Genomic DNA, 26,181 nt, shown 5'->3' on the forward strand with positions numbered 1-26,181 from the left:
GGTGTTTTCGGGACAGGCAACAAAAAAGATGAAACGGGAGGGCGGTCGGATACTCTGGCGTACAAATCGGATAGGTTTGCGTTATGCCTTGGTTTGTTCGCGGGATTGTGGAGTCGAGCCGCTGAGAACCTGAGTGAGCTGGGCTGAGCGCCCCATTTCGTCAGCGAGTGCAAGTAGGTTCCGCAGCGCCGCGCCGCGGTGATGCGGCGACCAGACTGCGGAAAATGAAACCGACACAGGTTCGTCTGCAATGAGAAGAAAGACCAAGCCGGAAGTTGGCAAAAGCGACGCGGCCTGCCCGACAATGGTGATGCCGAATCCTTGCTCGACCATTGATTGCAACGTGGTTTGCCCGACATCGAAACGGAGGATTGAGGGGGCGGACCAGCGACCGGCTAGGCGCGCCACGATATGGTCATAAACTTGCGGCCCGGCGCCACTGTATCGGACGAGGAACGTCTCCGCTGCCAGATCTGACCACGTGACGTAGGAGCGCTCGGCAAGCGGATGGTTTGTTGGTAGCGCTGCCATCAGCGCTTCGGTCCATATCTGTCGTGAGTGGCAATCCGGAGGGTCGGGTGTTCCTGCTACGAATGCTATGTCCAAGTGGGCAGCGCGGAGCTGCATTACCGCCTCGCGCGCAGTGCCTTCGGTGATCTCTATCTCAATGCCTGGATGCCGCTCTCGATAATGTTGCAAAAGAGTAGCGAGGAAGCCGCCAGGGATCAGAGCGTGAATACCGACTCGAAGACGCCCCTGCTCACCGCGCGAGAACATGCCGGCGGTTCTAACAGTCTGGTCGAGTTGATCGATTGCCAAAGCAACGCCTTCGATAAAGTGCCGGCCCGCTTGTGTGATGCGCACGCCTCGCGTGTGGCGTTCGAAGAGAAGAATACCAAGTTCTTCTTCCAGCATTTTCACGCGCTCGCTGACACTCGATTGAGTAACTCCAAGCGCATTGGCCGCGTGACGGAAATTCAGATGCTCAGCGACAGCGAGTGTCTGTACAAGTGACATCATCGGAATACGACCGCCAAGCAGCAATGGGTTTGCTGGCATTTGAGGCATCTTGCTCAGTTTCCGACGGCGCATTTCTAGTCCCTACTGAAAGAATTGTAATGGCGCGATCCTCTCTAGGGATGGACCCGCGAGCCGAATGATCACATGCAGCGCCGGTCATTCGCCGCCGGTATGATTCCTCCGGGCTATTTGTGCTGAAGCGGCTGCGATCTTAGCGGGACGACATTCGGCGCTGTTTTGGCCGCTTTCGCGATGTCGTGATCACGTTCGTCGCGGGCGAGCGTCTTTCGGTCACCGCGATCCGAGGCCGCCGAAACGGCTTCACCGAAATACCGCGCGGGTGTTGTTCCCAGCATTCGCCTGAACATCGAGATGAAAGCGCTGACACTCTCATAGCCGAGATCGATGGCGATGTTCGTAACCAGTTCGCCTTGCGCGAGGCGCTGCAGCGCCAGACCGATATGCAGTTGCTGGCGCCAGCGAATGAACGACATGCCGGTTTCGCGCTGAAACAGCCGGCTCAGGGTTCGATTGCTCGCCCCGACGCGCGCACCCCACTCGTCGATGGTGAAACGCAGGCCCGGATTTTCGATCATGGATTCGGTCAGCCGCCGGAGCCTCCGGTCGTTCGGCATCGGCAGGTAGAATGGTTCAAGTGGCGCCGCGGCCAGTTCATCAAGCAGCACTGAAATGAGTCGTGTTTCGCGCCCGCGGTCCATGTTTTCCAGCGGTGATTCAAAATCGAAGCGCAGGATCAATTCGCGGAGGAAGGGCTGTATGAACAAAATGCCGCAATCCTGATCAAGCGGAACGGCCAAACCCGGATCGATGTACAAACTCCCGATCTTGATGTGACCATCCATCCTGCCGGCATGGGAAATACCGCTTGGTATCCACAAGGCGCAATGCGGCGGAACTGTCCAGATGCCGCCTGCGGCCTGAACCGTCAAGACGCCACTGATGACATACATCAATTGCGCCTTGTTGTGGCAATGAGGCTCCGTTTCACCGACGAAGGTCGCTTCAGTGATCAGACTGAAGACGGGGCGTGGAATTTCATCCACCGCGTCGATGTCAGTTTTAGGCGGAAACTCCATTACATTATTCCAATCCGGCCTCATTGCCCTGAACAGGGTATCGTACCCCTTAATGATGAGTGTTTCTCCACTCGCCATTGTGGCTCAGGCGGCATGCTTTTCAAGCACGAGTAAGCCCTTGGCAGCAGCTTGCTCTTCGTCGGCTGCAAACTGGACGGAAAAGCCCAAAGCTTTGCTTGCCGCCGCCGCGGCGACCCGTGCCGCGGCGTTTATCGGAGAGTGGCCTTCGATCACAATCAACCCAAGGCAATACTTCCTCATCCGGTCCTTGATCCGCTTGAAGAACAACGCCTTTGCCTTGCGCTCCTCGGGCGTCTCGTCATCGTGATCGTGCGTAGAGTGATCGGCAATCAGCACGAACGGTGTCTGCTTGTCCAGAAGGCTTTCAAGCTGATTGTTCCTCTCCAGCACCTCGTCAATGGACGAGCCGTCGTCCTCATGCTCGCGCAGGAAGACAAGGGGAAAGCGGGAATCATCTAGGAGCATCGTCTTACCTTTCGTTGACCGTGCAAGATGTCGGGAGCCGCCGAAGGCCGACATCACTATTCGGTCAACAGGCAAGTCCACGGGCAATAACTGACGCAGTTATCCATATCACAGGCGACAGGCCGACCGCTCCGGCAAGCCTGCCAACAAATACCGCGATCCTGCCATCTGCCGGCCGCTGGCTATGCCTTGCTTCGCCACAGTAAGCCACGGCTGTCAGCAACCGCGCGCGCACTCCAACAAGATGATTGGCCGGTTTGAGAGATATCTTGGCGGGATCGTTCGATGTGGCGGGCTGACCACCAGCGTATCTGAGTTCGGAACCGGGGACGCATCGGCGCCGGCCGGCAACGATCATGTGAGCCGCACAGCCTCCGGCACATGCTGAACAGTTTTTTAGGAACACTTTTATGCCTCGTCATTCCCCTCGATCATGGCCCGCCCTTCTGATCGTCCTGCTAGTCCTTCAAGGTTGCAATGATGGGGATGAACCTGAAGCGGCGACGGATCCCGCTCCGGTCGTCAGCATCGTGCGCGCACAAATCCTGCCCCTGGTTTCTTCCATCACGGTGACCGGTTCGCTGATACCGCATCGTGTGGCGCTGGTTCACGCACAGACATCCGGCCTGGTGGTGACCGAACTCTTGGCCGAAGAGGGCCAGACGGTCCGCTCCGGCCAGGTCCTGGCACGCCTGTCCTCCGAGCGGCAGAGCGCTGAGTTGTCCGGCGCGCGTGGAGAACTTCATCGTGCCGAGCAGGCGCTGGCTCGCGCCCAAGCACTTAAGACTTCTGGCACGATGGCAGGCAGTGCCGCTGATGCAGCAACGGCCAGCTATGTAGAAGCACAGGCGCGTGTGCGCGCGTTGGAAATCGACGTTGCACGCGCCGAAGTCCGCGCACCCGTGGCGGGGTTGCTGCAGCGACGACACATCGAAATCGGCGAGGTCGCGAATGAAAAGCCCCTCTTCGAGATCGCCGCTGAGAGCGTCATGGAACTGGTGGCCGACCTGAGCGAAACGGCATGGCGCCAGACCAGCGTCGGCCAGAGCGCCGACATCACCCTGGCAGACGGACAAGCGATGTCGGGCACAGTGCGCCGCCTGTCAGGCGCACTGGACAGCAAGACCCGATTGGGCCGGGCCTGGATCAGCCTCAACAACGCGCCCTCTGGCCTCGTCTCCGGCGCTGGCGCCAGCGCCCGCCTGCGGATAGGCCGTGCCGATCTCCTCGCCATTCCGCAATCCAGCCTCCTGTTCGACCAGCAAGGAGCCTATGTCTTCGTCGTCGCGGACGGCAAGGCCCTGCGACGGGCCGTGACGCTGGGCGCGCAGAACGCCGAGCATGCCGAAATCATCGAGGGGCTGAATGCTGGTGATGCTGTCGTGGCGAGAGCGGGCTCACTGCTGCGCGATGGCGATCCCGTTCGGATCGCTGCAGTCGGCGATGACGCAAGGGGCATCGCGCGATGAATCTCAATATTTCCGCCTGGGCAATCCGCCAGCCCGTCCCCTCGCTGGTGCTGTTCGTCTTGCTGATCTTGCTGGGCGTGTCATCCTTCCTGTCGTTGCCGGTCGGGCGCACCCCCAACATCGACCTGCCGCTGGTCAACGTGTCCATTTCGCAGCCTGGAGCCGCGCCCGAAGAGCTGGAAACGGACGTGACACGTCTGGTCGAGAACGCGGTGGCGGGGATCACCGGCATACGCCATGTGAGTTCGTCGATCACCGATGGACTTTCCTCCACTCGGATCGAGTTCCAACTGAATGTGGCGCCCGACACCGCGCTCTTCGAGGTCAAGAGTCGCGTCGATGCGCTGCGCAGCCAACTGCCTGCCGACATCGACGCGCCGATCGTTTCCAAGGTGGATACGGAAGGTGTGGCGTTGGTGACGTGGCAGGTTTCGTCACCCGGCAGATCCCTTGCGGAACTGTCATGGTTCATCGACGATGCCGTTTCGCAACACCTGCGCGGACTGCCTGGTGTCGGCGATGTCGTGCGCCGGGGCGGGAGTGCGAGGGAGATTGAAATCGCCCTCTATCCGGACCGGCTATTGTCCCTGGGCATCACTGTCGGCGACGTGCAAAACGCCCTTCGAGGCGGCCGCGTCGATCTGCCCGCCGGACATTGGAATGCAGCCGATAGCCAGCAACCGGTACGCATACTGGCGCGCGCACGCTCGGTTGAGGAACTGGCCGGCACGCTCCTGCCTCTGGCCGGCCGCAGCCTGCGCCTCGGCGACATCGCGCGCGTAACGGATACGACAGCCGAAGCTCAGACATTCCTGCGCCGCGATGGCGAGCAGGCCGCGGCTGCCTTCTCCGTGTTTCGCGCACGAGGCGCCGACGAGATCGCGGTGGCGCGTGCGGTCGCCGATGCGCTGCCAACGCTACAGGCCTCGGCACCGGATATCACGTTCACGCGCATCGACGAGACCGTCACCCCCACGCAGGAGACTTTCGATGCAGCAATGAGCACGTTGCTCGAGGGCGCGGCACTGGCTGTCTTCGTGGTCTTCGTCTTTCTGCGCGACTGGCGCGCCACCCTGATCGCCGCGACCTCCTTGCCGCTGGCCATCGTTCCGACCTTCTGGGTGCTCGATCTGGCGGGCTACACGCTGAACATGCTCAGCCTCCTTGGCGTGACGCTGGTGACCGGCATCCTGGTGGACGACGCCATCGTCGAGATCGAGAACATTGAGCGGCACATGCACATGGGCAAGACGCCCCGGCAGGCCACATTCGACGCCACCGCCGAGATCGGCCTAGCGGTGATGGCCATCTCGACCAGCGTCGCCGTGGTGTTCGCGCCGGTGGGCTTCATGAGCGGCGTCGCAGGCCAATACTTCAAGCAGTTCGGCCTGACGGTCTCGGTTTCGGTCCTGTTCTCGCTGCTGGTGGCCCGGCTGATCACGCCCATCATGGCGGCCAACTTGCTGCGCTCTTCGACAAAGCCGCTAGCTGAGGAGGCGTCCCCGGTATCATCGACCGGCTGGTATGCGCACATACTGGGCTGGGTGGTTCGCCGGAAAGGTACGGTGATCATCGTCAGCGTCCTGGGCTTTGCGCTGTCACTGGCGGCTGCCAGTCAGTTGCCGGATGATCTGGTGCCGGCGGAAGATACCGGCCGTCTTATATTCGCCGTGGAAGCCTCTCCCGGAATCACACTGACGCAGTTGGCCGACCGGACCGATGCCATGGCAAAGCGCGTGCGTGCCGAAATACCCGACGTTGCGCGCGTCCTGGTGGAAGGCGGTGTGTCGCCTTCGGGAAGGCAGGAGCTTCGACTTTCTACCTTGATCGTCCACCTGAAACCGAGGGGCGAGCGGCAGCGGAGCCAGCGTGAGGTGCAGCTTGCCGTTCGCGATTTGCTGCGCACCCTGCCGGACCTGCGGGCTTGGCCTCTGAACAGCAATCTCGGGCGCGAGGTGGAAATCTCCGTCGCTGCGGCTTCGCCCGCACGGTTGCACGAAGCAACAGCGCTGGTTGGGACACAGATGCAGGCGATGGGTCTGGCGAACGTCTCCACGGATTCCGGCTTCACGCGCAGCGAGATCCACATCACGCCGCGGCTGCCTGATGCCTCCCGGCTCGATATCTCGACCGTGCAGATTGCCGATGCGGTGCGCCTGGCCGCGGTGGGCGACGCAGATATCGTGTTGCCGAAGTTCAAGGCGGAAGATCGTCTGGTCCCCATACGCATACGTCTGGATGCTGCCGCCCGGCGTGACATCGAATTGCTGCGTGTACTCCCGGTTACGCGGATCGACGGACGGCCCGTTCCGCTCTCCGCCGTTGCCGACGTTCGGTGGCAAGGCGGGCCTTCGTCGATCGAACGATATGACCGCCAACGTCGTGTCTTGGTTGGCGCCGACCTCGCGGCCGGGCAGACCCTCGGCACAGCACTCTCCGGAATTCGTGCCTCCGAAGAGGTGCGAGCGTTGTCGTCCAGCATATCAATCCAGGCTGCTGGCGACGGCGAACTGATGGATGAGGTCATGAACGGCTTCGTCGGCGCGCTGGGCCTCGGGTTGCTGCTGATGTTCGCCGTCCTGGTGTTGCTGTTCTCGGGCGTGCGTCAGCCTCTGATCATCCTGCTGTCCCTGCCGCTGGCCCTGACTGGCGCGATCCTGGCATTGTTCGTGACCGGCACACCGATCAATCTGCCCGTGCTGATCGGCGTTCTCATGCTGATGGGAATCGTGGCCAAGAATGCGATTCTGCTCGTGGATTTCGCCAAGATCGGTGAGGATCACGGGATGCCGCCTGCCGACGCCATCGTCCATGCCTGCTGCACCCGAGCTCGGCCCATCCTGATGACCACGCTGGCGATGGTCGCAGGCATGTTGCCGAGCGCATTGGGTGCTGCCGTCGGCGGCGGGTTCCGCGCCCCTATGGCGATCGTCGTGATAGGCGGCCTGATTGTGGCAACGGTGCTGTCGCTCCTGACCACGCCGGCGCTGTTTCTGGCAATCGAGGGCCTTCATGGCCGTTTCCGGCGCGCTCCCGCACCTGCCGAGCCATCCCCGGCGCATTCGAAATAGTCGCCGATCCGTGTGGTGGAAAGGAAGCGAATGGCCGGTTCGAGATTTTGGCGGGATCGTTCGATGCGGCGTTCCGCCGGCTAGGAGAAGCAGGCATGGATGGTTTGGAAACCGCATTGCAGTACGTGCAACGGGACGTCGCTCGAATCGACAGGATTCCTCGGCCTGTCGTCGCTATCGGTCTCAAGCAGGTCGCAAACCGCCTTGAGGTTTCAGAGCATCAGCACCGCAGATGCGAACTGATCTATACTGTCAAAGGTGTCCTCACTTGCGAGATCGAGCGTAGCCTCTGGACGGTCTCTCCGCAAAGCGCGGTATGGATTCCATCCGGCACGCCGCATAAGTGTCAGGCTTTCGGCAAGACCGAATATTACGTTCTGTTCTTCGATCCCAACGTCTATCCGAACCTTCCACGGGCCTGCTGTACGATGTCTGTCTCGCCCCTGCTGCGAGAGGCACTGATCCGCGCCGCGCAGTTTAGTGCGCTTTACCCCCTGGATGGGCCGGAAGTCCGGTTGCTTCCTGTCATCCTCGATGAACTGAGCACTGCCCGGACCGAACACCACCGACTTCCATTGCCATCCGATCCCAGCCTGCGGCGTCTCGCCGACATGATGATGTCCGCTCCTGATGACAAGTCATCGGTGGCGCAGTGGGCGGTGCGCTGCGCGATGAGCGAGAGAACGCTGAGCCGGAAGATGCGACGCGAGACCGGCATGAGTCTCTGGCGCTGGCGTCACCAGCTTCACGTTACACTGGCACTCCAGCGCATGGCGAGCGGAGACAGCGTTCAGGCGGTGGCGCTCGACCTCGGCTACGAAACGGCCAGCAGCTTCATCACCATGTTCAAGAAGACGACCGGCAAGTCGCCCGGCCGCTATTTCGCGGAGCGCGGCAGTGGCGATGATACGCGGAGACCGCGAAAAGACGCCTTCTCCCGATAGTCCGGCAGCAACAAGAAGCTCATCTATCGTTTAATGTCTCCCGGCAAGTCGAGGTGAACTTGCCGATGGAGTTCTTCAAACAATGATTGATCGTGAGCGGGTTCAGTCCGCCGCACACCTCTTTCACCTCCAACTGGCACTTGCGAAGAGTGGCCCAGAGAACTCTGCACATCGAAGAGAGCTTGAGGCGGTTTTCCTCGACACAGATCGATATAGCGTCGGGCGTAAGCCGCCACGGCCGCACGCAGATTGACAGGATCTCCGCTTCGCAAGCCTTCTTGACGGAAGGCTCAAGCACGGCAGCCAGCGCGGGTTGCGGGAACGCCGTGACAAGGCAGATCAGCATGCATGCAGAACGAAGATGCAAACACCCGGACCGGGACATGACCGCTACCTAACCTTGGGGTGCAGGTCTGTTTGACGGAGAAAGCCTCCAAGAATCGATCATCAATGGGATCCTCGTCTCCCCGGACCATTGCCGGTTTCGAATAGCGGTGCCGCCAGAGCGTCATCTCAAAGGGCATGGATGAGCTGATTGCCCCGAGCAGGCGCCAGTAAATAGTCCCTTCCGATAGCCCCGGAAGCCCTCAGCGAGCATTTTGGCGGGATCGGAAAGCTGTTTGGCGAAACAGCGAAAGGCGAGTCTCAGCCTCAAGTTTATCAACATCGATAATGCGGATCACTCGCAGATATGTCCGTGGTATCGTCGTTGGGGGCTGGTATGTCACTTTGGAATAAAAGTAATCTGATGTTGAGCGGGGTTTCCGTGACCACGCTGGTCTTTGCTCTTTCGGCAATGGAGCCGACCTATGCGCAGGAAAGCCGGCGTTCGTCGCGCCAAGAAGCCGATAATGTCACAGTTCTCGATCCGATCATCATCACCGCGCGCAAAACGGACGAGCGACTTCAAGACGTGCCTGAGAGCGTCACCGTGGTCTCGCCGGAAGACCTGGCCGCAGCTCCCCTTGCATCCGCCCCTGCCATCGCGCGCAATTCTCCCAATGTTCAATGGGTCGACCGTGGCGCCGGAACGCAGTTCTTCTCGATCCGTGGCGTAAGCTCCCTCGGCACGCCGCTCAATTTCTCCGACGGCACCGTTGGCTTCAATGTCGATGGTGTTCCCAACAGCATGATGAGCGCTTCGAGCGTTCTGCTCGATGTCAATCGCGTCGAAGTCCTGCGAGGGCCGCAGGGCACGCTCTGGGGCACCAATGCGCTCGGCGGCGCCATCAATGTTGTGACCAATGAACCTGACGGGGAACGCGACATTCGCTTCACCACTGAGTTCGGATCGAACGGCTACCGTATGGGTGAAGCAGTTCTCGGCGGCAATATCATTCCCGGTGCGCTCGACGGACGGATGGCGGTTCGTTTTGGACGTCAGGACGGAGACATCGACAGCCTGTTCACCGAGGATCTCGGTAAGCGTGATATCGGCGCATTTCGTGGCGGCCTGCGCTTTACTGGTCTGGAGAACACCACGATTACCTTGTCCGGCTCATATTTGAGCGACAAGGGCAACGCCCCGGCAATTCTGTTACGCGACACGCCTGGCTTTCCGATCAGCGGGACGTTGACCGAGCCCTACGCAAAAACAACGCACGGGGATGTGACGCTAAAAGTCGAACATGATTTCGATCAATTCAGGTTTACCTCGATCAGCGCGTATCAGAGCAATGAAAGCGAGAGATGGTCGAGTTTTGCTGACAAGCTCGTTTTCGACAGGATCGGTTTGCCTGCTATCCCTGGCGTTGGCGGCACGATCGACAAGGAAAACATCTACAGTCAGGAATTTCGCCTGAGTTCGCTTGAAGGCGATCCGATCCGCTGGGTGGTGGGCGCGAGTGTGGTGCGCACCGAAGGCAGCCGTTTGTGCGATGCTTTGCAATGCACGCTCCCGCCGAACACGACCACGGCGTCCATCGACAGCACGAATCTTGGTCTGTTCGGCGACATATCGATACCGTTCGCCGAGCGTTGGGAAGCCTCCGCCGGCGCACGTCTAAGCCATGACGATATCGATGCAGGCTTCACCAACGCGCTGAACTTGCCGGGACTGACCGGCCGCAATTCAACCACGCAGACGTATCCGACCGGCAGGCTCGCACTGTCTTACAAGTGGACCGACGACATTCAGACGTATGTTTCCGTTGCCCGCGGACACTCGACGCGCGTTTACTCGCTCCTGCCGTCCGTCATGAACGGTGTCCTTCCCGATCCATATCCCGCCGCGACAGGTTGGACTTACGAGGCTGGTGTGAAAGCGAGCCTGTTCGATGACCGTCTGCAACTCGACGGGAGCGTGTTTCACAACGATATCAAGAATGGCCTTATCGCCTATCTCGATCCGCGGGCACCTCTCGCATTCAAGACCACCTATCAGGATTATACAACGAGCGGATTCGAGCTTCAGGCCCGTGCTCGCATCACGGAAAGCCTGAGCTTCATCGGCGGCGTCGGTTATACGCACAGCTCTCTTGGCGCGAACGGCGCGAACTACGCTAGGGTGAAGGGCAATCGCGTCCCGAACACAGCCGACTGGACATTCTCGACCGCGCTTCAATACGACGCGCCGGGATCGGTCATGAACCTGCCGGGGGCGTTCTCATTCAACGTCCAGTATCAGTTCAACGGTTCTCGCGCGGCCGATCCCGAAGATTCCTTCGATCTCGATCCGTACCATATTGTGAACGCGCGTGTTGGCTGGAGGAACGACGGCGGGGATTTCGAGGTTTACGCCTTCGGCCGGAACTTGCTGGATGAGCGTTACGAGGCTTTTGGCGCGCCTCTGAATGGCGTCCCGACAGTCAATGTCGGCCAGGGCCGCATCGTGGGCGTTGGCATCACCAAGACTTTCTGAACGTCGTTTCGGTCCCGTGTCGAGCCTTCAGCCGACCGGGACCAACGCGCTCGCTCACGTTTCGACGGAACCAGCCTGTGTCTATTCCCGGCCAAGAACCTGTTGCCTCGCGCCCCCGGCGTTACAGCACACGAACGATCCTGATCGCGGCGGCCCTCGGTGCAGCGATCGGCATTATTCTGGTCCCGGTCAATCTTGCCCTTGTCGGCTTTGCGACCGCCTTTCCGCCCATCGCCTCCGCTTCGTTCGGCTTGTGGGGCATGGCAACGTTGCTGCCGCTTGCCGTGCTCCGACGCGGCGGCTCGGGCGTGATCGGCGCGGCCGCTGCCGGTGTCGTGTTGATCGTGTCTCCAGGCGCCTTGCTGATGGTCGTTGTGATGGCGATGTGGGGCGCCGTCATGGAGATGCCATTCTTCGTGACCCGATACCGCTGGTTTGGCTGGATCATGTTCACCGCCGCAGGCGTGATCTCCGGCCTCATCTCCTGCGCCATCAGTATCTATACGTACAACCTGCCGAGTATGGACGGCGGTCTGGTCGCTTTGATCTGCACCGTCCAGATCGCCTCCTTTGTCGCGGGAAGCCTGTTGTCCCTCGTCGTCGCTCGTGCGCTGGCCCGAGCTGGCATTGCGGGAGGACTTCGTGGTGACGACAGCCGATAAGACGAACCCCGTCATCTCTCTGAAAGACGTCAGCATACGCTATGACACGAGCGACAGATGGATCGGCGATCAGATCGATCTCGACATCTATCCCGGTGAGACGGTTTTGCTGCTTGGTCCTTCCGGCTGCGGCAAGTCCACTGTCATGCTGGCCCTCGCGGGCCTCATTCCGACAAGTCTGGAAGCGGACCTGCGCGGTCGGGTGCTGTGCGGCGGCATCAATACCAGGCATGTCGACGCCGGACAGCTTGCTGGAAAGGTCGGCATCGTCTTTCAGGACCCTGATGCCCAGGTCGTAACCGGAAGCTTGCTGGATGAAGTGTGCTTCGGGCTGGAAAATCTTCTCGTGCCGGTGGACGAGATCGAGACCCGTGCGCTCGCCGCTCTTCGCAGAATGGGTTTAGCCGATAGCCGCGAGGAAGCGCTCCGCACTCCGACCGAGTTGTCCGGCGGTGGCCGGCAACGTCTTGCCATTGCCTGTGCGCTTGCTCTTGACCCGCCGGTGCTTGTGCTCGACGAACCGACCGCGAACCTTGATCCAGTCGCTTCGGCCGAGCTTTACGCTGCTCTCACGACCCTCAAGGACGCCTCGCGTGCGATTGTCCTGGTCGAACACGAACTCGATGACGCTCTCCAACTGGCCGATCGTGTCGTCGTGCTCGACGGCAACGGCACCATAATTCACGATGGCGCTCCTGCCGAAGTGCTCGGCAGGCATGCCCGCGATCTTTCTGAACGCGGAATTTGGCTTCCAACCGCAACCGGCGTCGCTCTCCGCCTGGGTCTCGACGCCGATCCCGCCCGAGTGTTGCCGCTGACAGTCAGCGAGCTTGCTCAGGCGCTCGATGCGGTCGAAACGCCTGAGAGCACGATCGTATCGACTACCGACCCGGGCAGATCGCACGATCAGGCGCTCGCCCAGCAAGATGTTGCGATCGACGTTCACGCCGCCAGCGTCAGGCTTGGGGGCGTGACTGTGCTCCACGGCGTCGATCTTCGGATAAGGTCCGGGGAGTTTCTTGCCATTGCCGGTGTCAACGGGGCTGGAAAGAGCACACTCACGCGCGCGATCGCAGGGCTGGTTCCGCTCTCGACCGGTTCAATCGCGCTTGCCGGCACCCCGCTCACCGCCTTGGACATCCGGCAGGTAGGTGATCGGATCGGCTATGTGTTCCAGAATCCCGAGCATCAGTTCCTCGCACGCACCGTCCGCGATGAACTCGCTTACGGCCTGCGCGTCCGGCGCCGTCCCAAATACGAAATCGACGATCGTGTCGATCGCATGCTCGGGCGTTTTGATCTGGCCCGCTATGCCGACGTAAACCCATTTCTGCTTTCTCATGGAGAGAAGCGGCGCCTTTCTGTTGCAACCGCTCTCATCACAGAGCCGGGCATTCTCATCCTGGACGAACCGACCTTCGGGCAGGATCAAGCCCGCGCGCGTGAAATCGTGGACATGATCTGCGAACTCAACGCTGCGGGCATCACCATAGTCATGATCACGCACGATCTGCAGCTCATCGCCGACCACGCCCACCGCATGGCGCTGCTCGCACAGGGGTGTCTCCTCCAAGTGGGAGCTACTGGCGAAATCCTCTGCGACACCAAGCTAATTGAGAGTGCGGGTCTCCGCCCGCCACCAGTGCGTCGCATCGCGTTGGCGCTCGCCCGAGCGAGACCCGGGTGGCAGGCAGTTTATCGTAGTGGACAGGTCCAGGAAATTAAACCATGAGCGAAGGGCGCAATGCCGCCACCCGCCGAGGCTGGCTGGCGACGATCAACCCGGTCGCCAAGCTCGCCGCCACGCTCCCGCCGCTCGCTCTGCTCTTGTTCATCCGCGACATCGCCACGCCCGCTGTCGTCGCAGGGCTCGCGCTCGTCGCCATTGTCTCCGGTGTCCCGCTGCGGCTTCGCGCGCTGCTCGCCGGAGCCGCGGCGATACTGCTGATCGGCGCCTGGACGACCCTCGTCTGCGCTCTGCTCACCCGCCCCGATCTCGTCAGGGACTCACCCATCATCATCGACGGGTGGATTACGTTGCGTGCCGGCGCCGTGCACAATGGTGCCGCAACCGCCATGCGCTTGGCGGCGATGATGATGTTGGCGCTGCTTGGCTCCCTCGGCACCACGACCGACCAGCTCGCAAGCGCACTGGTCCACCAATGCCGCATTCCCTATCGCTTTGCATACGGTTCGATCGCCGCGATGCGGTTCGCACCCCGTTACCGTCAGGAACTCCTCACATTGCGTGCGGCTCAGCGGGCGCGCGGCATCATCGATCCTGCTGGTCCGGTCGGCTATTTGCGTCGCACAGGTCGATCGATCGTTCCGCTGCTCGCGGCCGGTGCCCGCTACGCGACACGTCTCTCCCTTGCCATGGATGCACGCGGGTTCGGTGCCTTCAGCTCTCGTAGCGATCGTCAGCCGTCGGTGGTCCGTGCTCGCGACGTGATATTCGTCATGACGGTCTGGGCTGGCTTCGCGGCGATCTTCGTCACAACTGGGATGCTTGGACTTCTCTCCATAAGCGGAGATTTGCGCGATCCAGGATAAAGTGTGATCGGGTTTGCCTGATCCCAAGAACGGCCCTCGGCGGCTTCATTCGGCAACCGAAACATCGCTACAGAGCTAGGCCCCGTTGTCGGCCAATCTGCCACGACACCGATCCGCCCTGCACAATACCGCTCACCTCACGGCCGAGTTGGCGGTCGATGACCGGGCGCCACGGGACAAGGGTGAACTCGTGGCTCTGCTCGACGACCGCGAACTTGCCGCTCGATAGCTGGACGGTCCCGGTGAATTTGCCGCTGACGGGCTCGCCGTCGCTGGCGGCGCGGAACGGCAGGTTCTTCGTCGCAGCCATTTCGCCGCCGATGCGTTCGATCTCCCGCGCGCGCAGCGTGGCGAGGAGATTGCGCCGATAGAGCGTGCCGCCGTTCAGGCCGAGCGTCGCGTCGCCACGATCGATATGATGCTCGCGGCGGCGGTCCATCGCCTGGCGCACCTCAAGGCCGAAGCCGGTCGGCGCGAGGTCGGATATTTCCGCCGTCATGAGCCGCCGGTCGAGCCAGGTCGCGCCCTCCGCGCCGATCTGCTGTTCGAGCTGGGCGGCTGAGAGGATGCGGATATTGGCATGCTTGTTGCGGCCCGCGTCATAGGCGGCGGCGCGGCTCTCGAAGTCGTCGGGGATGCGCCATTGGTCGGCGTCGATCCGCTCGGCGATGCCGGCGCGGCGCAGCGCCTCCAGCCGGCGCACGTGGGCGTCGACATAGCCGTCATAGTCGCCGCCCGGCACGCGGCCCTCGAACTTCGACTGTTCGAGATGACGGCTCGGCCGATAGACGCCGCCTTCGGCGACTGTCGCGATGGTGCGGTCGGACGGACGGCTCGCGGTGTCGGCGGGGCCGATCTCGACGACGCTGCCGATCCGTGCATCCGCGACACGGGCGGCGTCGATGCCGTCGACATGGTGCGTGCGGCCGTCGATGCCGTCGACCACCACGGTCAGGTTCTCGCCCAGCTCGTCGGTCAGATATTTGTCGACGACGCGGCCGGCGATAGGAGTCTTCGGCGGCCCATCGTGAATCTGGAAGGTCATGGGGTCGCGCTCCAGCCCGTCGGCCTTAAGCGCCTTGTGCATGTTGCGGATGATGTCGCCGTGCTCGCCCAGCTCGCGCAGCGCCGGTTCCATGCGCTCGCCCAATTCCCAAACGCCTGGCGCGTGCTCGGTGGCGAGGCCCATCTTCTCCAGTTTGGCGAGACGGCGCAGGCGTAGCGTCCGGTTGAACTCGCGCTTCGGATCGGCGGCCTCATGGCGCAGGTCGAGGAAGCGTTCATCGGCTTCCTCGACCATCGCACGGTCGATGCGGGTGAAACGGTCCTGATCGATTTCGGCCGAGAGCTTGCGGCTCTGCTCGATCTCGGTGACGGGGCCTAGCTCCAGCGTGGTCAGCTCGCTCGCCCGCTCGCGGATACCGTTGGCGAGATAGTCGCCGTTGATAACGAGGTTTTCGCCCAGCTCGTCCTTGCCGCGCACGATGACATGGACGTGGGGATGGCCGGTATTGTGGTGATTGACCGCGACCCAATCGAGCCGGGTGCCGAGATCGGTTTCGACCTGGCGCATGAGGTCGCGGGTATAGGCCGTGAGGTCGGAGAGGTCCGCGGCGTCCTCGGGCGAGACGATGAACCGGAACTGGTGGCGATCATCCGCGCCGCGCTCGACGAAGGCCGCACCGTCGGCGCGATCCTCGGTCGCCGAATAGAGCTGGCCGCGTTCGCCGTCGCGCGAGGTGCCGTCGCGCTGGATGTAGCGCAGATGGGCGGCGGACTTTCCATTCTTGCCCGCGCCCTGAACGTAGCGGGTCTTGACGACGACGCGGCGCTGACCGGGCGCGTTGTGCCTCCAGCCGCCCGACAAGGTGCGGGCACGAACGAAGGCCGCGCCGCGTCCGCGCTTCAGGCCCGGCGCGCTCGTTCGCGACGCCTTGCCGCCCTTGGCGATCGCCGAGAATCGAGAGCGCGATGGCGATGACGCGGATGACCGCGACGGGCTGTTGCTCTGCTGGCGGGCGATCTTCTTCGCCTGGGTGAGAAAGCTCTTGGCCTTGCCGAGCTTCGGCGTGTCGGCGCGGATGCGGCCGGGCTTCGGCCGGAAACGGAATTCGTCGTCGGCGCTCAAGGGCGCGCCTCCGGCCAAAAATGCGGAAAACCGCCCGATTTCGGGCTATAGTGCCGGTCGAAACCCAGAAAAGCCAAGGCTTTGCACTGAGGCGCGGCACGTGGGCTCAAGAAGCAAGGTGCCGGAAACGGCGCTCCAAAACAGTGTGCAGACAAGGGCTTGCCCTGAAACCGCCGCCCCGTGGTGCCGGTTTCCTTTATCTTGCCCTCCGCCCCTTCTTCCGTAAGCGTCCGGTCCCGACACGTCGTTCCAGTAGTGCAAAATCGCAGCATGTGGGGTTCCTTCGTAGCATGGAGGATCTCTGGTGAATTTGAGACATTTCGAGAACACGGCACGGCAGTCCTTCTGGATTGTTCACATGGAAGGATGGCGTCGCAGCGGGCTGGCGCGCACGACGTATTGCAGACATCACCGCCTCAACCGGCACACATTCGACCGCTGGATGGGCTACCTGCTCGGCAAGGAGGAGGCGCGTAAGCAAGCGGAATATCAGGCGCAATTGCGCCAAGAACAGCGTCTGAAAGCACGGAAAAAGAAGCCACGGCAGCGCCAGAAGGGCCGCTTCGGCGCCAACACGGATGTTCGCAGCCGTGCGCTCCAGGCGTACTGGGCGATGCATGTCGAGGCGATGAACTGGAGCGGAATGGGCGTTCGCGAATATGCAGCCGCCATGTTCCTGTCGCCCTATGCGCTGCGTCGTTGGCGTGACCGTCTGGACGATGGTGAGGTGGAGATCGACTGGCGCGCGCATCTTCACCCCTCCGCCCGCCCGGTCGTTAGCACTAGTGCTAGCGGAACGCTGGCGGAATCGAGCTTGACGGCCTCATCGAAGGATGAACGTGGCGCGCGCCGGGAACCTATCCGGCGTTTCTTCAGCGACGCGGAAAAGCATGCCATCGCACTGGAGAGCGACCAGCCTGGTGTCAGCGTCTCGCAGGTCGCGCGCAAGCACGGGGTCGTCACGGGCATGCTGTTCCGCTGGCGCGTGCAGTTCGGCGTGGCGCAGAAGAAGCGTGTGCAGCTTGCGCCCGTCGCGCTGATTGATGGCACGCCGGCGGCACTTCTGCTGCGTGGCCTGGTGCAGCCGCCGGATGGAATGACGGTGATCGACCTGCCCGACGGGCGACGCGTATTTGCGCCAGCCGGCAGCGATCCGGATGCCGTTCGTGAGCATCTCGAAAGCGGAGGAACAGGAAGATGATGATGGTTCCCGCCGGGGTGAAGGTGCATCTGGCGCTGGGCTATACCGACATGCGCAAAGGTCTCGACGGGCTCGCAATGCTGGTGCAGGGAACGCTGAAACAGGACCCGTTCTCCGGTCATCTGTTTGCCTTCCGGGGCAAGAAGGCGTCGATGCTGAAGATTCTCTTCTGGGATGGAAACGGCCTGTGCCTGTTCACAAAACGGCTCGACCAGGGCAGCTTCGCGTGGCCGGTGATGGCGGGCTTCAATGGCTCGATCACGCTGACGCCGGCGCAGCTTGCGATGCTGATCGAAGGCATTGACTGGCGCGCTCCCGAGCGCGTTTGGAGACCTGCCCTGGCCGGCTGAAATCGGCACTTCGACCGGCACGGAAAAGCCCGGAATCCTTGGGTTTTGGGGCTGTTTGTGGTAGATTCGATCATGTTGGTTGATCTCGAAAACCTGCCATCCAATCCAGAGCTTTTGCAGCGTCTCGTTCGCGATATGGCGGGCGTCGTCGAGAACCGCGACGGCGAGATCGAGCGCCTTCAGGCCATCATCCGGAAGCTTCAGCGAGCGCAGTTCGGGCGTCGTTCCGAACGTCTCGACGCCGATCAACTGGCGCTCGCGCTCGAGGAACTCGACGCCGACATCGCGCGCGTCCAGGAAAGCCGTCCCGTCGTCGCGAAGCCATCGGGCGACCGGCCGGCGCATCGCAAGCCGCTGCCCGATCATCTGCCGCGCGAGGACGTCCTGCTCGACATCGGCGACGCGGCTTGCCCTTGCTGCGGCGGCGCGCTCCATACAATTGGCGAGAACGTCAGCGAAATGCTCGACTGGGTTCCGGCGCAGCTTCGCGTGGTCCGCATCACCCGCCCCAAATACGCTTGCCGTCTCTGCGAGACGGTGGCGCAAGCGCCGGCTCCGGAGCGGCTGATTGGCGGCGGCCTGGCAACGCCGACGCTGCTGGCGCAGGTGCTGGTCGCCAAATACTGCGATCACACGCCGCTCTATCGGCAGTCGCAGATCTTCGCCCGGCACGGCGTCGATCTGGCGCGCTCGACGCTCGCCGGCTGGGTCGGCGGCGCCTGCTGGTGGCTGGAAAGTTTGCACGAGCGGCTGGCCAGAAACGTGTTCGCTTCGAACCATCTCTTTGCCGACGACACGCCCGTTCCGGTCCTCGATCCTGGTCGTGGGCGCACAAAGACCGGGCGACTGTGGGTCTATGCCCGCGAGCAGCGGCCATGGGCCGGACCCGAGCCGCCGGCGGCCGTCTACCTGTTCGCGCCGGACCGAAAGGCCGAGCGCCCGGTATCGCACCTTCAGCACTTCAAAGGCGTGCTGCATGTCGATGGTTATGCCGGCTTTGAACAGCTCACGGCCAAGGGTGACATTGTTCTTGCCGCATGCTGGGCACATACGCGGCGCAAGTTCTACGACGTGGCTGTGGCCACGGGATCGCCCCTGGCTGCCGAGGCGCTGCGCCGGATCGGCGAGCTTTACGCGATCGAAGCGGAGGTGCGCGGCCAGTCGCCGCCGCATCGGCTCGCGGCGCGGCGGAATCGATCGAAGGCTGTCGTGGCCGCCTTGCACGCCTGGCTGGAAGCACAGCTTGTGCAGATCTCCGGCCGGAGCACACTGGCCGAGGCGATCCGCTATGCGCTCTCGCGCTGGACCGGGCTGACCCGTTTCCTGCACGACGGTCGCGTTGAGCTCGACACCAATGCCGTCGAACGCGCGATCCGTCCCGTCGCACTTGGCCGCAAGAACCACCTGTTCGCCGGCAGCGATGGTGGCGGCGACCGCTGGGCGATCGTCTGTTCTCTCGTCGAAACCGCCAAACTCAACGGCGTCGAACCCTACGGCTACCTCGCCGACGTGCTTCAGAAAATGGTTGACGGACATCCCGTCAACAGGCTCGACGAATTGCTGCCGTGGAATTGGAAAGCAGCAAATCCTGTCAAGACCTGACCTCATGTGCAGCCCCCGGACGGATACCTTCTTCCCTTCCAGCCCTGAGAACCGGGAATGCAGCCAGGCGCGACCCTGCCTGACTGCACACCGGAACAAGCGCAAGCGGACGCGGGAGCGCGATCCTCATGGCGTTCTCCCATCGTCGGCGCGCGCGACGAACATGCTGCCGTCACCCGGCTCCGCATCGCGACGCTCGCGCACCGGAACGGTCGGGCGAGCGTCGGCTAATGTGCCGATAGTCTGCACCGGATCGGCCGCCCGTCTGTCGTTCGGGCGCATAACGAAGAGCGGTGCATCGCGCCAATCGGGCGGCGGCGAGGATTGTTTCTCCGGCGTCTCGACCGCGACCGCGCCGCCGAGCACCGGGGCGAGCGCGGCGACATAGGCGTGGGTCTCGGCCGGCAGCGGGCGGCCCGTCGCGCGGTGCTCGTCATAGCGGCCGGGACCGGCATTGTAGGCGGCGAGCATCGCCGCGACATTGCCGTAGCGGTCCCACATCTCGCGCAGATAAGCAGTGCCTGCGAGGATGTTGTCGCGCGGATCGTAGAGATCGCGGCCGAGATGATAGCGGACGCGCAGGCCCGCCCAGGTATCGGGCATGACCTGCATGAGCCCGACCGCGCCGGCTGATGAGATCGCACGCACGTCGCCCGCGCTCTCGGCGCGCAGCACGGCGCGAATCCAGCGCTCGGGAATGCCGAAGCGCTGCGACGCCTCGGCGATATGACCGCCATGCGGATCGGCTGCAACCGTGCGCGCAACGGGCGCGGATTGCGCCAAGGTCGTCGCCGGTCCTGCGCCGAGCGCGAGCGCGCCAGCGATCAGGATAGCGGTATAGCGCCATGCCCGCCTTTCTCCGCCGAACCGCCAGCCTGCCAGCGTGCTCGCTGCGGTCAAGGGTGCGCGCGAAGCGCCGGCCGGAGGCCGCCCCTGACCTTCGCTGCGCGCGCCGGCCGACGTGTGGTCGAGCGGGACGAAGGAATGAGACGGCTTTTCCGCGAACAAAGGAATAGAGGCTTTGAGCGCGATGATGACACGGGGCCGCATGGCCTTAGTCCCGCTCTTCGCGCGGTTTTGGGCGCGTCCAGTGCAGCGACCATGACGAGCCTACATCGTCGTCGCGGAAGAGGTTCGCGCGGATCGGCTGCGGCAAGGCCGGATCGTCGAGCAGGACGGAGAGATATTCGCCGGCCTTCTCGCCGGTGCGTTTCCAGGCCGCGCCGATCTCCGGGCCGTCGTCGGCGCCGTGATGGACGCGGTAATCCGGCACGTTCTCCGAGTCCGAAGGATCGGCGGGAACGATGGTGAGTTCGCGATAGAGCGTGAGGGTGTGAACGCGCCCGGTGAAGCCGGATTTCTCGCGCGTGAATTGACCGATTTGCGGCATGACTGTCTCCATGCGGTGGTGTTGGGAAAGGCATCGGCGGACACCGCTTCCGTCGATGGGGAAGCGGTCAGTGGATCGGCGCGCGCCAAACGAAGCCGCCGTCGCCGCCTTCATCGGTCCAGAGCGGCAGCGCGCGGCCGATGACAGAGCTTGCGGGGATGGGTCCGAAGTAGCGGCCGTCGAGGCTATCGGGGACGTCCCAATTCATGAGGAAGAGCTGGCCGGTGGCGATGACGCGGCAGCCCTGCCAGACGGGCAGAGCACGGCCGATCCGGTCGCGGTCGAGCGCGTCACCCATCTCCACGTCATCGACCGTGATGGCGCGGCCGGTGCGGCAAACCCGCTGGCCGGGAAGACCGACGACGCGCTTCAGGAGCGGCACGCCGCGCCCGACATAGCCGCGGTCGGTCATGAACCCGGCGAGCGGTTCCGGCGGCCTGATGGCGACCAGCTCAGGCACTTCGATCCGGTTGGCCGGCTCTATGGTGTAGAAGCCGACCGGCGCGCTCGCCGTGGCGTTCCAGACGAGTTTTGTCGGCATATCGGCCGCGCTGGTGGCGGCGATGCCGATGACGGCGAGCAACGTCACCGCGAGGATGCGGCGGCGGCTCATGGGTCGATCCTCCGGCGGCCGATCCATGCCGCATGGCGCTCGGGCGTGTAGGCGCTCGGCTCCAGACCGGCGGAGAGCCGGTTATGGACATGCCGCCAGTGATCGGGCGAAGCGTCTGCCGGATCGAGGCCGAGCGCTTCAACGGCGTCGATCGCGGCAAGCGCGCGCTGAACCTTCGGCCAGCCGTCGAGGCGCAGGAGGATGTCGCCGCCAGGCCGGACGAAGGGCAGCGTCTGGAACGGCTCGCCGCGGCGGATGGCGCGCACGATGTCGATGCGCGAAATGATCGTGCCATGCTCGCCTGCCGCCCAGCGGACGAAGGCGAAGATGCTGTCCGGCGCAAAGCCGACGACGCTGCGGCGACGGTCGAGGATCTGTTCGTAGTTCTTGTGGCCGAACCTGATCCAATGCTCGACCTTGCGTTTCTCGAAGGTCAGCTCAACCAGAGTGGTGAACGATGCTGGCCCGTCCGGCAGCGGCCGACCATGCGCGCGGTGGGATGCCCTGCCACTCATGACTGACCTCCGTGGCCATCATCGCGGGTGAGCATGTCGCGCAGCACGTCGGCGACGGATCGCGCAGCACCGGCACCACGCCTTGCGCGCGGATGCGTCAAAGAAGAAGAGTTAGATTCTCTGTTAGACTCTAAGTTAGCGGTCGGATTCCGTGTTTCAGGCCATAGGCTTAACTGTTGTCTCTGCGCCTGATGTGCCGATAGGACTGCGCCCGATGTGCCGATGCCCTGTGCGCCTGATGTGCCGATGGTATTCACAGGCGTTTCCACAGGCACTGTGGACAGGATTTCGGGGCGGATGCGCAGCAGTTCGCGGCCATGCTCCCGCTCGATCTCAAGGCGATAGCCGGGGAGAGGCTGGCGAGCTGCGATACGGCGCAGGTCGAGCGCGAAGTCGGAGACGCGGGCGAGACTGCCGGACTTCACATGGAGATGCGCGACCTCGAACAGCCAGCCGTGGCGCTGGTGGCCGGCGTGCTTGCGGGCGACACGATAGAGCCACCGTTCGATGCCGCCGGTTAGCCGGAAATAGGCCGGGTCGATGGTAAGGACGAGCGATCGATCGACGACGCTGTTGTAGAACCATTCGGGCAGGACGAATTCCATGCCCTCGACGCGGCCGGTGTGCGTCGTCATCTCCTCCCATTCGTTGATCCAGGAGAATTGCCGACGCCTCCAATGCGGGCCGTTGCGAATCGTGGTGGCGATGACAGTCGATTGCAGGCGCGCGAGCGCGGCCTTCAGTAGCACGTATTGGCGGTTGCCCGTTGGCCGCCCGATGGCACGCAGCAGGTGATAGGGCGTGAAACGGAAGAAGCGCGAGGTGCGCAGGCCGTCATTCTCGGCCGCCACGATCTGCGAGGCGGCCCATATCAGCACGTCGGCGTCCCAGATGGTCGCCATGCCGTGTTCGGGCATGGCAAGCACCTGCACCTCGACATCGGCGGCCTTGTAGAGAATCGGCTTGGTGCGCGGCGTCTTTGCCAGCGAGAAGAAGGGCCGCTCCATCAAATCACGCTGGTCGCGCGGGGCGGCATCGCCGGTCGCGACCACGAAAGGGTTGAGATGGCTGCGCTCGCTCGCATCGGTCGGCTGCGCGGGTCTATGATCGTCGTCGCGCAGCATTCAGCATTTGCCCCGCTCTTCGGGCGTCAGCGGACGCGCGGGGAAAACCGTGCCGGCCGTCGTCTCGCGGGTGGATTTGCGGCTGCCGGTCTCCGACCAGGATTCGAGGTCTTGGACGGTGTAGAGGACGCGGCCACCGATCTTGCGGTAAGTCGGGCCGGTGCCATAAGTTCGATGCTTCTCAAGGGTGCGGATGGAAATGCCGAGGAAGCGGGCGGCTTCCTGTGTGCGCAAGAGTCGTGGCGGCAGGCCCGCCAAGGGGTTGGCCATGGGATCACCTCTGGAGTTCGTCGTTGATGCGCGCCGCAGGCAAAGCGGCGGGCTACGGCGAACCATGGCGAGGGATCGGCGGCAGGTAGCGTGCCGCATTTGCGCTCATGCGCTGGCGGCACCCCTCCTGCTGTTGTGGCTGGGATTGTCGTTACGGTCGCTCGGCGGACCTAGCCAGCGACGTTCGGCCCTCTGATCGGCCTGCTATTTTGGCGCGCCGACCTTCTTCAGTAATTCGCCGGGCTCGATCTCAAGGGCATCAGCAATCTGGCCAAGGACGGTGACGCTGGCGGATACGTCGCCACGCTCGATCGCTCCGACATAGCGCATACTCAGGCCCGCCCGATCGGCGAGTTCTTCTTGCGTCAGCTTCTTATCATGACGTGCCCGACGCAGATTCCTCGCCATGACCTCCTTGAGATCCATGATAAGAGGGGAACCAGCATAGGAACGATCATTCTAGGAACGATCATTCCTATTCGTATCAAGCCATGCTATTCGTCGGGTTGTCCTGAACTTGCTTCACTATGTCCGCGTTCCCGATGCAAAAGGGCAGAATTCATGCGTGAACGGCCTCAGCTTGATCCAGATGTTGAAGATGAGGCTCCCAGCGGGCCAGATATCACGACCTATGACGAACAGCACTACGTCACCTATCTGCGGCTGTTGGATGCCAGCCGAGACGGCGCGGACTGGCAGGAGGTCGCGCGCATCGTCCTGCACCGCGACCCCATCGCTGAGGAAGCGCGCAGCCACCGTTGCTGGGAAAGCCATCTTGCCCGCGCGCAGTGGCTCTCAGGCTCAGGCTATCGGCGCATTCTGGAACAGGCGATCGCGCTGGCTGCGCGCGGTGGCAGGCAGGCGTAGGCTTATTTGCTCACAGCCTTGATGGGATAATGCAGGAGCAGCCGATAGCCGCCGCGCATCATCTTGATCCCGTGAGCGACGATGCGACGGGCCTTGTTCTTGCGCGGATCGCCCTCGAAATCCTCCTTGGTGCCGCTGAACCCAAGCAAAACCTCGGCGACGGTGCGGTAGCTTTCGCCGCGCAAGCGCGCGTCGAGCGCACGCAGGGACAGAATGTGCCATTGCCGAAGCTGCTCCGGCAGCGCGCGAAAATCAGGACCGGGCGGTCGGCCTTTGAGGGAGCGCCAAAGCCTCCGGGCGGCGTGAGCGCGCAGATCGTAGAGGTCGTCCATCGGCAGGACTGTTCCATAGAAAGTCGCGGCGTCAGGAACGGCGTCGGGCAACCAGAATTGATGCGCTACGCCCTCGACCAGCCAGATGCCATGCCAGCCATCTGCGGCCTGGCGCAGATCGAGTCCGTCGAGATGCGCCAGCGTTATGATCGGCTCCGTTTCGCTGTCGTGATGCTGCACGGGAGAGAGCCATATGGCTTGCGGCTGAAGGCTTGGGCTCCAGAACAGGGATTGCCGATCCGATGGGGTTTCAGGATCGGTCGGAAAATCGCAGCCCCCAGCGTTGCACGAAGGCTTCCAACCGCTCCGGGTCTGGCTCGTGCGACGCGGTTATGGTCTGAAACTCGCGACGATACTCGTCATCGCGGCGAAGATATTCCCAGGCGAAACCGGCGGCGGGGATGCTCCTGGCAAATCTGTATGCCGCCGGAGAACGCCAGTCGATGCTCAGCATGGCGCTTCCTCTCTACACCGGACACACGCAAAGCAACGCCCGGACAGAGAACTTCAGGCATCGGTTGAAACAACTGTAGCCGCGCTTTCGCGATAACTAGATCGGCTAACGCGATCAATCTCTTGGTTACTTTCTTCTTAACAGTGCTTACGTGTTTCTGCGAGACGGGCGTAGCCCGGCGAGCGCGGCCATGTTCTCGGGCATGGCCGCACCGCCGATCCGCAACGCCGGATCGGCGCGATTTTTTCCGCCCCCGTGATCGCCGGGAGAGGCAGGGCCGTCGGGGCGGCGGCCCTGTCGCGCTCGGGGTCAAAGCCCCTTCAAGCGCTGCATTCCTTCCGCCAGCGTCCAGAGCGCGCGATTGAGGCCGACATTCTGGTCGATGCCGTTGATGGCGCGGGTCTGGGTGCGACGAATGCGGCCGTCTGAAGTCTGGCGGCGTCCCCGCAATCCGCCCCGGATGAGATTTTCCTGAATGACGTTGAACGTGCTCCAGACGCTTTGCCCCGCATCCTCGTGCCGGCGGGGTATGATGATCTGGTCCGGCTGAACCGGGCTCTCCTCTTCACCATAGCGGGCGACAAGGCTGGCCTCTGCCAAAACCCGCTGCTCGTCTCGCGAAAGCCGCGTCTCCTTCATCGTCTCGGTGGCGTCGATAAGGCGCGGGAAGTCCTCCGCGACGGTGTAGACGCCCTCAATGATCTGATCCTGAATGCCGCCCTTGTGGGGAACGCGGATTTCCTCGAAGCGCTCGCCCGCGATCATGCTGTTGGTGCAGACGAAACGCAGCATCCCGGCGAACATCTGATAGGCTGATGTTCCATCATGACTGTTCACGATGATGACTTCGGCGGCCTCCGGCTTGCCGATTCCGCCATCGCGGCGTAGGCGCAGCATGTGCTTGGCGTGGCCGTGGCGGCTCCCGTCGCGCGGAACCGACTGCACGGCGAAGAACGGGAACCATCCTTCCCGGCGAAGCCCCTCCACGATCTCGATGGTGGGGACGTAAACATAACGCTCCGAGCGGCTGTCATGGGCTTCGCGGGCGAAGATGGACGGGACGTGACGGTATAGGGCCTCGTTGTCGAGGGCTTCACGCCCGCTGATCTGGTGAGAGTTGCGGCCGAACCGGGTAGCGAGACGATAGGTCATTGTTTTGATCCTCATAGGCTT

At 62.9% G+C, this 26,181-nt stretch carries 25 protein-coding genes; 11 read left to right on the forward strand and 14 right to left on the reverse strand.

Going from position 1 to position 26,181, the window contains the following annotated elements; translation table 11 throughout:
• Positions 1–81: 81 nt before the first annotated feature.
• From GA0061103_RS22480 to GA0061103_RS22490, 3 genes are all read right to left on the reverse strand, one after another.
• A complete protein-coding gene (locus GA0061103_RS22480) occupies positions 82–1,059 on the reverse strand; it encodes a LysR family transcriptional regulator (RefSeq protein WP_245304841.1) in 978 nt (325 codons plus the stop codon).
• Positions 1,060–1,205: 146 nt separating this feature from the next.
• Entirely contained in the window at positions 1,206–2,195 is a 990-nt protein-coding gene (locus tag GA0061103_RS22485; protein WP_342587990.1) for an AraC family transcriptional regulator, read from the reverse strand.
• A 6-nt stretch (positions 2,196–2,201) separates the two neighbouring features.
• Positions 2,202–2,657 (reverse strand): hypothetical protein, encoded by a 456-nt coding sequence (locus GA0061103_RS22490; protein WP_245304842.1) that lies wholly within the window; start codon positions 2,655–2,657, stop codon positions 2,202–2,204.
• Positions 2,658–3,013: 356 nt separating this feature from the next.
• On the opposite strand from GA0061103_RS22490, the gene GA0061103_RS22495 reads away from it, so the two are divergent.
• The 7 genes from GA0061103_RS22495 (at position 3,014) to GA0061103_RS22530 (ending at position 14,162) form a co-directional block, all read left to right on the forward strand.
• A complete protein-coding gene (locus GA0061103_RS22495; protein ID WP_092715073.1) occupies positions 3,014–4,072 on the forward strand; it encodes an efflux RND transporter periplasmic adaptor subunit in 1,059 nt (352 codons plus the stop codon).
• Entirely contained in the window at positions 4,069–7,143 is a 3,075-nt protein-coding gene (locus tag GA0061103_RS22500) for an efflux RND transporter permease subunit (RefSeq protein ID WP_092715075.1), read from the forward strand. The genes GA0061103_RS22495 and GA0061103_RS22500 overlap by 4 nt, the downstream gene beginning before the upstream one ends.
• A gap of 95 nt (positions 7,144–7,238) precedes the next feature.
• Positions 7,239–8,087, forward strand: a complete 849-nt coding sequence (locus tag GA0061103_RS22505) for an AraC family transcriptional regulator (RefSeq protein ID WP_092715076.1) — start codon at positions 7,239–7,241, stop codon at positions 8,085–8,087.
• 721 nt (positions 8,088–8,808) lie between these two features.
• Positions 8,809–10,947, forward strand: coding sequence for a TonB-dependent receptor (locus GA0061103_RS22515; RefSeq protein ID WP_167376627.1), 2,139 nt, complete (start codon positions 8,809–8,811; stop codon positions 10,945–10,947).
• Positions 10,948–11,024: 77 nt separating this feature from the next.
• A complete protein-coding gene (locus GA0061103_RS22520) occupies positions 11,025–11,609 on the forward strand; it encodes an ECF transporter S component (protein WP_167376628.1) in 585 nt (194 codons plus the stop codon).
• A complete protein-coding gene (locus GA0061103_RS22525) occupies positions 11,590–13,341 on the forward strand; it encodes an ABC transporter ATP-binding protein (RefSeq protein WP_208603552.1) in 1,752 nt (583 codons plus the stop codon). The genes GA0061103_RS22520 and GA0061103_RS22525 overlap by 20 nt, the downstream gene beginning before the upstream one ends.
• Complete coding sequence (locus GA0061103_RS22530; protein WP_092715083.1) at positions 13,338–14,162, forward strand: energy-coupling factor transporter transmembrane component T family protein; 825 nt, start codon at positions 13,338–13,340, stop codon at positions 14,160–14,162. Before GA0061103_RS22525 ends, GA0061103_RS22530 begins: the two co-directional genes overlap by 4 nt.
• A gap of 67 nt (positions 14,163–14,229) precedes the next feature.
• Here GA0061103_RS22530 and GA0061103_RS35435 read toward each other — a convergent pair whose 3' ends face one another.
• Positions 14,230–15,735 (reverse strand): DUF3363 domain-containing protein, encoded by a 1,506-nt coding sequence (locus GA0061103_RS35435; RefSeq protein ID WP_342587992.1) that lies wholly within the window; start codon positions 15,733–15,735, stop codon positions 14,230–14,232.
• A gap of 859 nt (positions 15,736–16,594) precedes the next feature.
• Here GA0061103_RS35435 and tnpA point away from each other — a divergent pair.
• The 3 genes from tnpA to tnpC all read left to right on the forward strand — a co-directional run bounded on the left by tnpA (position 16,595) and on the right by tnpC (position 19,443).
• On the forward strand, positions 16,595–17,491 hold the full coding sequence (gene tnpA / locus GA0061103_RS22540) for an IS66-like element accessory protein TnpA (RefSeq protein ID WP_245304843.1): 897 nt from the start codon (positions 16,595–16,597) through the stop codon (positions 17,489–17,491).
• Positions 17,488–17,841, forward strand: coding sequence for an IS66 family insertion sequence element accessory protein TnpB (tnpB, locus tag GA0061103_RS22545; RefSeq protein WP_092715089.1), 354 nt, complete (start codon positions 17,488–17,490; stop codon positions 17,839–17,841). The genes tnpA and tnpB overlap by 4 nt, the downstream gene beginning before the upstream one ends.
• A gap of 72 nt (positions 17,842–17,913) precedes the next feature.
• A complete protein-coding gene (gene tnpC / locus GA0061103_RS22550; protein WP_092715219.1) occupies positions 17,914–19,443 on the forward strand; it encodes an IS66 family transposase in 1,530 nt (509 codons plus the stop codon).
• Positions 19,444–19,569: 126 nt separating this feature from the next.
• Here tnpC and GA0061103_RS22555 read toward each other — a convergent pair whose 3' ends face one another.
• The 7 genes from GA0061103_RS22555 to GA0061103_RS22585 form a co-directional block, all read right to left on the reverse strand.
• The gene (locus GA0061103_RS22555) at positions 19,570–20,493 is read right to left on the reverse strand and encodes a lytic transglycosylase domain-containing protein (RefSeq protein WP_092715090.1); all 924 of its coding nucleotides are present in this window, start codon (positions 20,491–20,493) and stop codon (positions 19,570–19,572) included.
• Between the two features lie 4 nt (positions 20,494–20,497).
• Positions 20,498–20,833: a DUF736 domain-containing protein gene (locus GA0061103_RS22560; RefSeq protein ID WP_092715092.1), complete on the reverse strand. Its 336-nt coding sequence runs from the start codon at positions 20,831–20,833 to the stop codon at positions 20,498–20,500.
• 67 nt (positions 20,834–20,900) lie between these two features.
• Positions 20,901–21,446, reverse strand: coding sequence for a S26 family signal peptidase (locus tag GA0061103_RS22565; protein ID WP_092715094.1), 546 nt, complete (start codon positions 21,444–21,446; stop codon positions 20,901–20,903).
• Positions 21,443–21,961 carry a DUF2840 domain-containing protein gene (locus GA0061103_RS22570; RefSeq protein WP_092715096.1) on the reverse strand — a complete coding sequence of 173 codons (519 nt, stop codon included), beginning with the start codon at positions 21,959–21,961 and terminating at the stop codon, positions 21,443–21,445. Before GA0061103_RS22570 ends, GA0061103_RS22565 begins: the two co-directional genes overlap by 4 nt.
• Complete coding sequence (locus GA0061103_RS22575; RefSeq protein WP_092715098.1) at positions 21,958–23,085, reverse strand: replication initiator protein A; 1,128 nt, start codon at positions 23,083–23,085, stop codon at positions 21,958–21,960. The genes GA0061103_RS22570 and GA0061103_RS22575 overlap by 4 nt, the downstream gene beginning before the upstream one ends.
• Positions 23,086–23,355, reverse strand: a complete 270-nt coding sequence (locus tag GA0061103_RS22580) for a helix-turn-helix transcriptional regulator (protein ID WP_037186449.1) — start codon at positions 23,353–23,355, stop codon at positions 23,086–23,088.
• Between the two features lie 204 nt (positions 23,356–23,559).
• Complete coding sequence (locus tag GA0061103_RS22585) at positions 23,560–23,781, reverse strand: helix-turn-helix domain-containing protein (protein WP_092715099.1); 222 nt, start codon at positions 23,779–23,781, stop codon at positions 23,560–23,562.
• A gap of 135 nt (positions 23,782–23,916) precedes the next feature.
• On the opposite strand from GA0061103_RS22585, the gene GA0061103_RS22590 reads away from it, so the two are divergent.
• Positions 23,917–24,222 carry a DNA -binding domain-containing protein gene (locus tag GA0061103_RS22590; protein ID WP_092715101.1) on the forward strand — a complete coding sequence of 102 codons (306 nt, stop codon included), beginning with the start codon at positions 23,917–23,919 and terminating at the stop codon, positions 24,220–24,222.
• 2 nt (positions 24,223–24,224) lie between these two features.
• On the opposite strand, the gene GA0061103_RS22595 is transcribed toward GA0061103_RS22590, so the two are convergent.
• The 3 genes from GA0061103_RS22595 to GA0061103_RS22605 form a co-directional block, all read right to left on the reverse strand.
• Positions 24,225–24,734, reverse strand: coding sequence for a DUF2285 domain-containing protein (locus GA0061103_RS22595; RefSeq protein WP_208603553.1), 510 nt, complete (start codon positions 24,732–24,734; stop codon positions 24,225–24,227).
• Positions 24,735–24,804: 70 nt separating this feature from the next.
• Positions 24,805–25,008 (reverse strand): transcriptional regulator domain-containing protein, encoded by a 204-nt coding sequence (locus GA0061103_RS22600; protein WP_037186445.1) that lies wholly within the window; start codon positions 25,006–25,008, stop codon positions 24,805–24,807.
• A 309-nt stretch (positions 25,009–25,317) separates the two neighbouring features.
• Positions 25,318–26,160 (reverse strand): DUF932 domain-containing protein, encoded by an 843-nt coding sequence (locus GA0061103_RS22605; RefSeq protein ID WP_092715104.1) that lies wholly within the window; start codon positions 26,158–26,160, stop codon positions 25,318–25,320.
• Positions 26,161–26,181 lie beyond the last annotated feature (21 nt).

The organism is Martinezella multihospitum (assembly GCF_900094585.1).
Classification (GTDB): Bacteria; Pseudomonadota; Alphaproteobacteria; order Rhizobiales; family Rhizobiaceae; genus Rhizobium; species Rhizobium multihospitium.